At 63.3% G+C, this 9,883-nt stretch carries 15 protein-coding genes; 6 read left to right on the top strand and 9 right to left on the bottom strand.

Features of this window, described 5'->3' with window-relative positions; all coding sequences use genetic code 11:
• Window positions 1–61: 61 nt before the first annotated feature.
• Together EOA32_RS27390 and EOA32_RS27385 are read right to left on the bottom strand one after the other, a co-directional pair.
• On the bottom strand, window positions 62–706 hold the full coding sequence (locus tag EOA32_RS27390; RefSeq protein ID WP_128373377.1) for a response regulator transcription factor: 645 nt from the start codon (window positions 704–706) through the stop codon (window positions 62–64).
• Window positions 703–2,103: a sensor histidine kinase gene (locus EOA32_RS27385; protein ID WP_128373376.1), complete on the bottom strand. Its 1,401-nt coding sequence runs from the start codon at window positions 2,101–2,103 to the stop codon at window positions 703–705. Before EOA32_RS27385 ends, EOA32_RS27390 begins: the two co-directional genes overlap by 4 nt.
• Window positions 2,104–2,660: 557 nt before the next feature.
• On the opposite strand from EOA32_RS27385, the gene EOA32_RS27380 reads away from it, so the two are divergent.
• On the top strand, window positions 2,661–2,843 hold the full coding sequence (locus EOA32_RS27380; RefSeq protein WP_066992926.1) for a hypothetical protein: 183 nt from the start codon (window positions 2,661–2,663) through the stop codon (window positions 2,841–2,843).
• A gap of 17 nt (window positions 2,844–2,860) precedes the next feature.
• Here the strand turns inward: EOA32_RS27380 and EOA32_RS38850 are convergent, their stop codons facing one another.
• Window positions 2,861–3,019: a hypothetical protein gene (locus EOA32_RS38850; RefSeq protein WP_164747355.1), complete on the bottom strand. Its 159-nt coding sequence runs from the start codon at window positions 3,017–3,019 to the stop codon at window positions 2,861–2,863.
• A 492-nt stretch (window positions 3,020–3,511) separates the two neighbouring features.
• Entirely contained in the window at window positions 3,512–3,649 is a 138-nt protein-coding gene (locus EOA32_RS38845; RefSeq protein ID WP_156751036.1) for a hypothetical protein, read from the bottom strand.
• Window positions 3,650–3,691: 42 nt separating this feature from the next.
• Here EOA32_RS38845 and EOA32_RS27375 point away from each other — a divergent pair, with 42 nt between their 5' ends.
• From EOA32_RS27375 to arsC, 3 genes are read left to right on the top strand one after another with little or no spacing between them, the layout of a single operon-like run.
• Window positions 3,692–4,042, top strand: coding sequence for a metalloregulator ArsR/SmtB family transcription factor (locus tag EOA32_RS27375; RefSeq protein WP_095828734.1), 351 nt, complete (start codon window positions 3,692–3,694; stop codon window positions 4,040–4,042).
• Entirely contained in the window at window positions 4,039–4,737 is a 699-nt protein-coding gene (locus EOA32_RS27370) for an MIP/aquaporin family protein (RefSeq protein WP_095828806.1), read from the top strand. Before EOA32_RS27375 ends, EOA32_RS27370 begins: the two co-directional genes overlap by 4 nt.
• Window positions 4,734–5,144 (top strand): arsenate reductase (glutaredoxin), encoded by a 411-nt coding sequence (gene arsC, locus EOA32_RS27365; RefSeq protein ID WP_067321933.1) that lies wholly within the window; start codon window positions 4,734–4,736, stop codon window positions 5,142–5,144. The genes EOA32_RS27370 and arsC overlap by 4 nt, the downstream gene beginning before the upstream one ends.
• A gap of 178 nt (window positions 5,145–5,322) precedes the next feature.
• Here arsC and EOA32_RS27360 read toward each other — a convergent pair whose 3' ends face one another.
• Window positions 5,323–5,505: a hypothetical protein gene (locus tag EOA32_RS27360; protein WP_066992937.1), complete on the bottom strand. Its 183-nt coding sequence runs from the start codon at window positions 5,503–5,505 to the stop codon at window positions 5,323–5,325.
• A gap of 204 nt (window positions 5,506–5,709) precedes the next feature.
• Here EOA32_RS27360 and EOA32_RS27355 point away from each other — a divergent pair, with 204 nt between their 5' ends.
• Together EOA32_RS27355 and EOA32_RS27350 are read left to right on the top strand one after the other, a co-directional pair.
• Window positions 5,710–5,859 (top strand): hypothetical protein, encoded by a 150-nt coding sequence (locus EOA32_RS27355; RefSeq protein WP_095778956.1) that lies wholly within the window; start codon window positions 5,710–5,712, stop codon window positions 5,857–5,859.
• 166 nt (window positions 5,860–6,025) lie between these two features.
• Window positions 6,026–6,298, top strand: coding sequence for a PilZ domain-containing protein (locus EOA32_RS27350; RefSeq protein ID WP_095783349.1), 273 nt, complete (start codon window positions 6,026–6,028; stop codon window positions 6,296–6,298).
• 212 nt (window positions 6,299–6,510) lie between these two features.
• Here EOA32_RS27350 and EOA32_RS27345 read toward each other — a convergent pair whose 3' ends face one another.
• The 4 genes from EOA32_RS27345 to EOA32_RS27330 all read right to left on the bottom strand — a co-directional run.
• Window positions 6,511–6,795: a photosystem reaction center subunit H gene (locus EOA32_RS27345; RefSeq protein WP_095778953.1), complete on the bottom strand. Its 285-nt coding sequence runs from the start codon at window positions 6,793–6,795 to the stop codon at window positions 6,511–6,513.
• Window positions 6,796–6,895: 100 nt separating this feature from the next.
• Window positions 6,896–7,219 carry a DUF2934 domain-containing protein gene (locus EOA32_RS27340; RefSeq protein WP_066992944.1) on the bottom strand — a complete coding sequence of 108 codons (324 nt, stop codon included), beginning with the start codon at window positions 7,217–7,219 and terminating at the stop codon, window positions 6,896–6,898.
• Between the two features lie 97 nt (window positions 7,220–7,316).
• A complete protein-coding gene (locus EOA32_RS27335; protein WP_128373375.1) occupies window positions 7,317–8,426 on the bottom strand; it encodes a mandelate racemase/muconate lactonizing enzyme family protein in 1,110 nt (369 codons plus the stop codon).
• Window positions 8,426–9,883 (bottom strand): glycine cleavage T C-terminal barrel domain-containing protein (locus tag EOA32_RS27330; protein WP_145971364.1); only part of this gene is annotated, 1,458 nt, incomplete at its 5' end. The genes EOA32_RS27335 and EOA32_RS27330, both read right to left, overlap by 1 nt.

The following is a 9,883-nucleotide window of genomic DNA, read 5'->3' as shown; positions in this document are numbered from 1 at the left end:
GTGAATAGTAATCAGCGGACGGCACTTCACCGAATGGAACGCGCCGGCGCTTCACCATTCACTAATTCCTCTCTCTCGCTTCATGCATCAGCAGCGCCGCCTCCGTCCGATTGCGCACGTTGAGCTTGGCGAGCACTCGGGTCATGTGGTGCTTGACCGTCTTTTCCTGCAGCGACAGCCGCATTGCGACCTCCTTGTTGCTCAGGCCCTCCGCCACCAGCCCCAGGATCTCGGCCTCGCGGCCGGTGAGCTGGCTGAGCGGGTCGGGCTTGCGGCTGGTGGGCTGCAAGAGATCCGACAGCAGCCGGGCCGAAAGCGTCGGCGAAACGTAGCTCTGGCCGTTGGCGACGTCGCGCAGGATCTCGGCCAGCGACTTGGAGCCGACGCCTTTCAACACATAGCCGCGCGCTCCCGCCTTCAGCGCCTGGGCGACGTCGGCATTGGTCTCGGACACGGTGAGCATGACGATCTTCTGCTCGGGCGTCGCCGAAAGGATGCTGGCCAGCGCGTTGAGGCCGCCGCCCGGCATGCTGATGTCGAGCAGCAGCACGTCGGGCGCGCTGGCGCGGACCAGCTTTTCGGCGTCCTCGGCGCTGGCGCCTTCGCCCACAAGCTCGAAGCCGCCGATCTCGCCGAGGCTGCGCGCCACGCCCTCGCGAAACAGCGGATGGTCGTCGACAATAGCGATGCGGATGGGTGCGGTCACGGCTGCTCCTCGACAGACAATGTGATTACCAGTCTCGTTCCCCCCGGCCCCGAAAGCGTCTCGAATTGCCCGCCAATGCTTTCGATACGCTCCCTGAGACCGGCGAGCCCGAGGCCTTCGCTTCGCGCAGGATTGAAGCCCGGGCCGGTGTCCTGCACCTCGACCAAAAGCTTGCCGCCCTTCATCGTGGCTCTCACCTGCTGGCCCTTGCCCTTGCCGTGTCGGAAGGCGTTGTTCAGTCCTTCCTGCACGAAACGATAGATGCTGATCTTCTCTGAGGTGCCGAGTTCCGGCAAGCGCTCCGGCAGCGTCAGCAGCACTTTGGTGTCGGTGCGGCGCTCATGCTCGGCGACCGCCAGCCGCAATATGTCGGCCACCGCCTGCGTCTCGATCTGCGGCAGCACCAGGCCGTTGCAGATGCCGCGTATCTCGCTCATCGCTTCGCCCAACGTCTTATGAATGCCGGCGATTTCGGCCTCGCGCTGCAGTTTGGGCGTGGCGGGGTCGATCAGCACCGGACTGTCCATCCTGAGCGCGGCAAGCGCCACCAGCTGCGCCGGGCCGTCATGCAGGTCGGCGCCGATGCGCCTGAGGTAGCGTTCGTTGATGGCGGTGGCTCGCCGCGAGGCGCGCTGCACCCGCTGGCGCAGCGACGAGTTCTGCGCCAGCGCCTCCTGCAACTCGGTGACCTTGGCTTCCAGCGCCGCACGCTGCGTCTGGATGGTGCGGCTGCCGCGAAAAACGATGCCCGACAGAAGAGCCAGCGAGGCGGCGGTGGCGCCGGCCACCACCAGCCAGGTCCATCTGAGCGCTGAGTTCAGCGTCTCCTGGAAATCGTCGGCGAGCTCGTAGAACTCCGATACCGCGACCACTTCGCCCGACCAAGGCTCGCGCACGGGGTTGTAGATCTCGAACAACGGCGCGGTCACCGCTTTCTCTTCGTTGGTCTCAGGATCGTCGGCGAGGTTGTTGAATTCCGCCACGACATTGCCTTCAAAGGCCGAGATCAGATTGGGATTGGGCGGAAACGTCTTGCCGATCAGTGTCGAGTTATCGGCATAAAGCACCGTGCCGTCGCGCCGCCACAGCTTGAACGACACCAGCCTCTTGCCGAGCGCGCCCTGGCCGAGCGTCTCGTCCAGCGCCCGCTTAACCGTGTCGTCGAGCTCGCGGCTCTTGCGCAGGTCCGGCAGCAGCGGCGCGATCACGCTGTCGACATAGAGCGCCGTCGTGGTGGCGGAGTTGTGCATCACGCCTTCGCGGATTTGCGACGTCACCCAAAGGCCAACCACGAGCATCACCGCCAAAAGCCCGATGCCGCCGGCAATCACAAACTGCCAGGCCAGCGACAGCCCGCTCCAGATTTGCACAGATCGCTTCAAGGTCTCCCTGACCATACGCGCGATTCACCCCACCACGGACAAAGAGTATAGGCCAGCCGCGGCAATTGCGACACCGACCTTGGTCCCGCCTTCAGGCGAGCGGTTAACAGCGCGGCCGTCGAGGCTGCAGAAACCGCTTGCAGGTGCCAAGAACGCCTAGTCCGGCCCTCGGCACAGATGCGGGCGGAACATTAGCAGTTTCTAAGTGTTGAGGTCTTTGCGAGGGCTTCCGAAAGAAACTTCGGCCTATGCCCCCTTGGCAGGCGCGTTTCCTGACCGCCGACATGTGGAGAGGACCATGAACAACATCATCTGGATCGTAGGTGCTATCGTCATCGTGATCGCCATTTTGAGTTTTCTGGGTCTGCGCTGATTCGAGCCGGGCCGCTCGTAGCGATGGCGGCGCGAATGAAACGTGCGGCGGCTTGGGGTGGCCTTGGCCATCCGGCTTTTGGTCGTGCTCGCGGGTATGATCACGGCACTTGTTTTCAGGCGGATGGGCTGGAACGCAAAATAGGGCGACCGCGTTTTGTCTCGCTATGTCGAGGAGTTCTCACCTTCACAAGGCCGAGATGCCAGGCTTGGCCTCGATTGCCGAGGCGGAGCGCCAGGCGCGCGCCGAAAAGAACGCTAGACTGAGGGATCTTCGTACGCATACATCGTGGCTGGTGCTCGATCCCGACGCGCTTTTCCGGGACGAGATCGACTGCTCGGCGCTGTTCGGCGAAGTGCCTGGCCTAAAAATCGTCGGCTAGGAGAGGTCTCTCGGCTGTCAGGCCGGCTGAAGCCGTCCGACAGGTGCCCCGCGCGAGATCGCAATCAGCCGCGCAACGGCCAATGGCGCCAAGAACATGAAAACCGTCGTGATGCCGAGGAAGATCGACCAAGCCAGATCGATCACGCTGTGGTCATAGCAGACTGCGAATTCCATGGCGCCTTACCCTTTTATCCACCCCGCTGCGCATCAGGTTGCCACGCATTGAGCCAAGCATGATCCTCATTTTCTAGAAATACAAGAGATCGCTAATTTGGGTAGCAGGTCAGTTTGAAGTCCACCCCCGATCAGAATAGGCGCTTTCGCCTAGGCCCCGTCTGGAAATAGACGGAAACGGGCGTCACCGACCAGCTTTGGGAGAATCGCGAACATCGTTGCGCTTGTCGAAGCCGAGAAGCCCACGTGCGCGGCCCTTACAAAAAGCGCGTGACGCAAAAGAGAAGGGCTCGCGGCGTTTAGACGCGAGCCCTTTTCCTTGCTGAGAGCGACATTGTTGGGTGTGCTCTGGCGGTCGGATAATCATCACAATCAAGGGTTTGGGGGAAGCTGGCGATCATTCACAGTTGTTCAATAGAGCGTGATGGACGGGGGAGTTTGGGCTAACCCGCGATTTCAAACCGACCCACTATCCTAGTTGGGGTGGAAATTTCACCGGCCGGCCGCGTCGTAACGAAACACCAGCGGCTTGTCTTGGTAATCAGCCAGCGTGTGGAGCAGATCGCCGATGGTCAGGTCCGAGGATCCAATGGAGGAGCGGGGACGATATTTCTTGTCAGGAGTGAGCATGTCGGCTATGCCTCGTTTCAATATTTCAAGGATTGTTGAAACGTGGATGAGCGACAAGCCCTGATGGCCTTTGGTGCGCTGTCGCAGGAAACGCGGCTGAAACTGCTTCGGTTGCTGGTGGTTGCCGGGCCGGACGGCATCGCCGCCGGTTCGCTTGCCGAACAGGTCGAGGTCTCTCCGTCCAATGTCAGCTTCCATCTCAAGGAACTGGAGCGCGCCGGCCTGGTCGGCACGCGCCGCGACGCACGCTCGATCGTCTACAGCGCGGAATACGATGCGCTTTCCGCTCTGATCCGCTTCCTGATGGAGGATTGCTGCTCGGGCCGGCCGGAAATCTGCACGCCGGCGCTCGCCGCCCCGTGCTGCCGGCCAGGCGAGGGGACCCGGCAATGATCTCTTACGATCTGCCGCGACGTGCCGTTGCTGAAGCCCTGGGCGCCGGCCTGCTGGTGGCAACGGTGGTCGGTTCCGGCATCATGGCGGAGACGCTGACGCATGACACCGCGCTGGCGCTGCTCGCCAACACGCTCGCGACCGGCGCCATGCTGGTGGTGTTGATCACCATCCTCGGACCGATCTCCGGGGCGCATTTCAATCCGGCCGTCTCGCTCGTCTTCTGTTTGAACCGGTCGCTCCCGCCGCGCGATCTGCCTGCCTATCTCGCCGCGCAGTTCGCCGGCGGCATCGCCGGCACGATCGCCGCGCACCTCATGTTCGCCCTGCCGCCCTTGGAAATCGCGACCAAGCTGCGCGCCGGACCGGCGCAATGGTTTTCGGAGATTGTCGCGACATTCGGCCTGGTCGCTGTAATTCTCGCCGGCCTGCGCTTTGAGCGACGGGCTGTGCCATGGCTGGTAGGCCTCTTCATCACCGCCGCATACTGGTTCACCGCCTCTACGTCGTTCGCCAATCCGGCCGTCGCCGTGGCGCGTGCGCTCACCGACAGCTTTTCCGGCATCAGGCCGGCCGATCTCCCGGGTTTCATCGTCGCCGAACTGCTCGGCGCCTTGATCGCGCTGGCGCTGATGGGATGGCTGCTGCGGCCCGAATCCATCGAGCAATCCGAGCCACTGAAAGCCGAGCCATGACGGTCACCATCTACCACAACCCCGCTTGCGGCACCTCGCGCAACACGCTTTCCATGATCCGCGCCAGCGGTGAGGAGCCGATGGTGATCGAATACCTGAAGGCGCCGCCGAGCCGCGAACGGCTACTCGAATTGATCGCGGCGATGGGCATCACCCCGCGCGACCTGTTGCGGGAGAAAGGCACGCCCTACGCGGAGCTTGGCCTCGCCGATCCGAAATGGAGCGACGACGAGCTGATCGGTTTCATGCTCGCCCATCCCATCCTCATCAACCGGCCGATCGTGGAGACGCCCAAAGGCACGAGGCTCTGCCGGCCGTCGGAGGCGGTGCTGCCGCTGCTCGACAACCCCGTGCGCGAATTCATCAAGGAGGATGGCGAGAAGGTCGCCTGGTTGCCGCAAACCTAGAGCGCCAGATGCTTCATGAAGTAGATCGAGGCTCGTGGTTTGCGAACGGGTCGACAAAGTGATGCGGCACGACACCGACTTCTTGCCAGTTTCTGCATAAGGTCCGCCGCTATCGGAGCTTGGCGATAGATTTGTCGCGCGGCGAACCCATGGCGGCGATCGCTACGCCGGCAGCCGATCAGGCGCAGTCCTTCAACTCGACCACCTCGACGCCAAGGCGGAAGGCCTGACCATCGGCATAGGAGCGCGCATATTGCTCGGCTTCGAAAGGGAAGGTCATCGTTGTGCCGTAGGCGGTGACGCGCACCGTCCACCTCTGGCCCTTGACGAGTTCAACGCCGTGAAGCTTGGCCGTCGCCATCTCACCCTCCTCCAGTCCGGCATGCTCGCGGACGCAAAGACTAACGCCGCGGAAGTCGTTTGAGTACAAATAATCCGACCCAATCGTGTCGCTACCGCGTCGATTCCGACATTCGGCGCGGCGCTTCCGTGAAATGGATCACGTTCGCTGCTGGAACCCTGGACAGGTCGAGTGGATTAGACTTACGAGCAGAGGAGGTGTCCCATGATCCGCAAGCTGAAGTCCGGCGACTACCGGCTCTATTCGCGCAAGGTGGATCCGAGGACCGGCAAACGCCGGAATCTCGGCACCTTCAAGTCGCGCGAGGCTGCCGAAAAGCACGAGCGCGAGGTGCAGTATTTCAAGCGGCATTAGCGTCTTGCGGCAACCTCGTTCGGTCCGGCGCCGCCTGTGCGGAAACGGGATCGGCGAGTGGGCAGTGATTAGAAAACGCTAACGGAACGGAAACACGTCTGCGCTAGGGTGGTGCGTCGGGCGAGGGAGTTTGAGCCCGCCGGGCAAGTTTCGGGACCAGTGCATCATGGCCACCTTTCCCCACTTAGAGCGCCGTCTTCATTCACGAGAATTCGTGCTGAAGGAGGCCACGATCGTCACCGGCGACGCCAGCATCAAGTGCTCCGTCCGTAACCAGCACGAGCATGGCGCCGAACTGCGCGTCGGGCCGCAGGTGGAATTGCCCGACCGTTTCACGCTCATTGTTCCCGATGACGACGCCGTCTATCGGGCCGTGGTGCGCTGGCGCCGCAACGAGCGCGTCGGCGTGCAGGTCTACAGCAATTCAATGAAGGGCTGATGGCCTCCTTCGTTAGCCCCGGCAACAAGCTCGAAATATCCAACCAGACAGTGCGGCTCACGGCAATCTACCAGTTTTTGAGGGGGAGCCGCGGCGGAGCGGCGTCGCCGGCTTCTCCACCGCCGTCGTCTCGTTGAGCGCGGGGGCCACGTGCAGGCCGCCGAGCGCGACCTGCTGAATGGAGGCCCGGCTCTCGTCGGACCCTCCCGTGCTCAGTCGTGATGCTCGGGCATCGACTTCAGCTGGTCCTTCGTCCATCTGGTCACGGCGTGGACGTCGCCGTCCTCGTCGCGCATGAAATCCAATTGGTTGGCGCTGACGGCGACCGGCTTTGCACCGATGCCGAGGAAGCCGCCGACATCGATGACGACCTGGCTGCCATGCATGTGGTCGACCGAACCGATCTTTTCGTCGTCCGGGCCGTAGATGGTTGCGCCTTCGAGAATGCTGGGAGTCAGTTCGGCGTTTGTCAGCCTTACGTGGTTGGTGTGATCCATGACAGGTCTCCTGTGGTTAGACAGGAGGAACTGTCGATGGCAACGAGGGTTCCGCCGACGTCGAATGCCGGCAACCGTCGCACGCGTCGTGGTTCCTGACCTACAGCCCTTTCCGTGCCCGGATGCTCCGCGCCGCCTGCTCGATCGCGGCGCGGTCGCTGCCCAGCCTGTCGAGCAACTCCTGCGCTTCTTGGGCCGATATGCCGGTGCGTATCGCAAGCGCCTCGACCGTCAGCACATCCGCGCTGTCGATCTCGCGCGTTCCAGGCAGCGCATCGCCTGCCGTGAGCGGCAGCGCCGCCTCGCGATCGATCTCCATCTCGGCCTGGCGCCAGTGCCGCTCATGGTCGCCATGCAAACTGCCCTCGCGCTGCCAGAGCTCATAGGCACGCTGCCTGATCTTCTCGGTCCGATCATCATCCATTGCCGTTCCTCCCTTTGCGTGCCACTCAACGCGGGATGAGGCGGAACGATCCGCGAGACCCAAGAAGTGATCGGCTGGGCCAAAGCCTGGCCGGTTGTCAGGCTCCGTAAGTCGCCAGCGGACTGCCGAATATCCCGGCCTCGGGTTTCACGCCCAGGCCCGGCCGCTGCGGCACGGCTATGTGGCCCTTTTCGATCACGACCGGGTTCTTCCGGTCGAAATGCCCGTCGATATATTCTTGGGCGATCCAGGCCCCCTCCATCCGGCGCGGCTCGACCGTGGCAGCAAGATGGACACACGCCGCCGCGATGATGTCGCCGCCCCAGGCGTCGTCGCAGCTGTGCGGCAGCGAGCGAATTGCGCAAAGGTCGCGCACGGTTGTCATCTTCGTGAGGCCGCCGAGGCGCGTCACCTTGAAGCCGAAGCCGTCGGCGATGCCCATGGAGATCGCTCGAAGCACCGCGTTCTGGTCCTCGGTACTCTCGTCGAGGTAGACCGGATGCGTCACCCGGCCCTTCAGCGTAGCGACTTCATCCATGGTGTTGCAGGGCTGTTCGAAGACGAAGGGGATCGCCTGGCAAAGCCGGTCGAGATGCATTGCCGACGCGATTGTCAGGCCCCGGTTGCCGTCGACCGCGATGCGCGCCTTGTAGCCGACAGCTTCCCAGACCTTGTGCACGACGGCCACGTCTTCTTCGAGGTTGCGCCCACCGATCTTCACTTGGAGGCGGGGATAGCCGGCCTTCACCTTGTCGGCGGCGATCCTCGCCGTTTCGTCCGGCGGACCTACGATCAGCGAATAATAGGCCGGCACGCGATCGGTCAGCGCGCCGCCCAGCAGCGTCGAGACCGGCACGCCGAGCTTTTGGCCGAGCAGGTCGAGAAAGGCCATGTCGAACGCGGCCTTGGCATAGCCATGTCCGTTCAGGCGCTCGTCCATCTGTTTCGCAAGCAGTCTGATAGAAGCGATCTCCGCACCGATCAGACCCGGGGCGATTTCGGCGATCGCCGCGCGGGCGCCCAGCGCATGGTGCGGCTGATAGACCGGTCCGATCGGGCAGGTCTCGCCCCAGCCGGTCAAGCCGTCATCGGTCACGATCTCGACAAGGGTGAAGTCCAGCGACTCCACGTCGTCGCTGGCCATGCGGTAGATGCCGCCTTTGACGGGCAACTGCGCCGAATAGACGTTGATCCGATCGACGCGCATCACATACGCGCCCTGGCCGAGGTCGGATCGTAAGGCGAGTCCGCGATCACCTCGGCGATCTTCCATTCCCTCAAAATGGCGACCTCGAGCTTGGTGCCGGGTTTGCTCAGACGTTCCGGCAGAAGGGCCAACGCCACGTCATGGCCGAGCGCATAGCCGTAGCCGCCCGACGTAATGCGCCCGACAAGCTCGCCGTCGATGTAGAGGCCCTCGGAGGCAAGCGTGCTCGCGCCGTCGGTTTCGATCTTGAGCGTCACCGACCGGCGCTGGTCGTTCCTCGCTTTGTATTTCAGCACCGCCTCGCGGCCAGCGAAATCGCCCTTGTCGAGGCGAATGAAGCGCTCGAGCCCGCTCTCCAGCGCGTTGAGCTCAGGGTTCATGTCGCGATACATGGCGCGATAGGATTTTTCGAGCCTGAGCGACTCCAGCGCATGCAGCCCGACAAGCCGCATGCCGTGCTTCTCGCCCTCCTTGAGGATGGCATCCAGCAGCTGCCGCTGATAGGAGAGCGGGTGATAGAGTTCCCAGCCGAGCTCGCCCTCATAGTTGACGCGCAGCAGCCGCACGTCGCTGGCCAGGGCGACGCTGCCGGTCGCCACGTTGAACCACGGGAACTTTTCGTTCGAAAGATCGATCTCGGTCAGCGGCTGCAGCACTTCGCGTGCCTTGGGCCCGACGACGGTGAAGCAGCCGCGATCGTTGGTGACGTTCTTCAGTGATATGCTGCCGTCGGCGGGCAGCAGCCTTGAGAGATCGTCGAAATTCCAGTGCTCGGCGCGCGGCGTCGAGATCAGGTAGAACAGGTCTTCTCCGAGCCGCGCCACCATGTACTCCGCCTGCACGCCGCCGCCCGCAGTGAGGTGATGCGCCAGCGTCACCTTTCCGACCGCCGGCAAGCGATTGGCAATGATCCTGTCCAGCCAGGCGGCCGCGTTCGGTCCGGACACCTCGAACTTGGTCATGGGCGTCATCTCGACCAGGCCGACGGCAGTGCGCACCGCCTGGACTTCCTCGGCGACGAGGTTCCCCTTCGGCGTCCATCGCCAGCTATACTGGTCCTTGGCTTCGACGCCGTCGCGCGCGAACCAGTTGGGCATCTCCCAGCCATTGAGAACGCCCCAGACGGCGCCGAGCTCGGTCAGCCTGTCATAGGAAGGCGCGGTCTTCTGCGGCCGGGCGGCGGGCATGTCCTGTCCCGGATATTTCTGCTCCGCATGTGTGCCCCAGGCCTCGCGGACCTTTTCGCGCGTCCAGGCCTTGTTGGCGTAGTCGCCGAAGCGACGCGGATCGAGATCCGAGGTGTCGAGGCTGTTGCCGCCTTCGACGATCCGTTCCGACAGGTAATAGCCGATCGTGCCGCCCCACAGGATGCCGCCTGGCACGCCTTCGGCTAGCCACACATTCGGCAGGCCCCAGGCCGTCCCCATCAAGGGAAGCTCGTCCGCGGTCATCTGGAA

The organism is Mesorhizobium sp. M1A.F.Ca.ET.072.01.1.1 (assembly GCF_004023325.1).
Classification (GTDB): Bacteria; Pseudomonadota; Alphaproteobacteria; order Rhizobiales; family Rhizobiaceae; genus Mesorhizobium.
This window is presented reverse-complemented; position numbering and strand designations above follow the sequence as displayed.

Excerpts from the sequence above, each read along its gene's own strand:
- EOA32_RS27385 (WP_128373376.1), bottom strand. The coding sequence starts at position 2,103 with ATGGTCAGGGAGACCTTGAAGCGATCTGTGCAAATCTGGAGCGGGCTG.
- EOA32_RS27380 (WP_066992926.1), top strand. The coding sequence starts at position 2,661 with ATGCCAGGCTTGGCCTCGATTGCCGAGGCGGAGCGCCAGGCGCGCGCC.
- EOA32_RS38850 (WP_164747355.1), bottom strand. The coding sequence starts at position 3,019 with ATGGAATTCGCAGTCTGCTATGACCACAGCGTGATCGATCTGGCTTGG.
- EOA32_RS38845 (WP_156751036.1), bottom strand. The coding sequence starts at position 3,649 with ATGCTCACTCCTGACAAGAAATATCGTCCCCGCTCCTCCATTGGATCC.
- EOA32_RS27370 (WP_095828806.1), top strand. The coding sequence starts at position 4,039 with ATGATCTCTTACGATCTGCCGCGACGTGCCGTTGCTGAAGCCCTGGGC.
- arsC (WP_067321933.1), top strand. The coding sequence starts at position 4,734 with ATGACGGTCACCATCTACCACAACCCCGCTTGCGGCACCTCGCGCAAC.
- EOA32_RS27360 (WP_066992937.1), bottom strand. The coding sequence starts at position 5,505 with ATGGCGACGGCCAAGCTTCACGGCGTTGAACTCGTCAAGGGCCAGAGG.
- EOA32_RS27355 (WP_095778956.1), top strand. The coding sequence starts at position 5,710 with ATGATCCGCAAGCTGAAGTCCGGCGACTACCGGCTCTATTCGCGCAAG.
- EOA32_RS27350 (WP_095783349.1), top strand. The coding sequence starts at position 6,026 with ATGGCCACCTTTCCCCACTTAGAGCGCCGTCTTCATTCACGAGAATTC.
- EOA32_RS27345 (WP_095778953.1), bottom strand. The coding sequence starts at position 6,795 with ATGGATCACACCAACCACGTAAGGCTGACAAACGCCGAACTGACTCCC.
- EOA32_RS27340 (WP_066992944.1), bottom strand. The coding sequence starts at position 7,219 with ATGGATGATGATCGGACCGAGAAGATCAGGCAGCGTGCCTATGAGCTC.
- EOA32_RS27335 (WP_128373375.1), bottom strand. The coding sequence starts at position 8,426 with ATGCGCGTCGATCGGATCAACGTCTATTCGGCGCAGTTGCCCGTCAAA.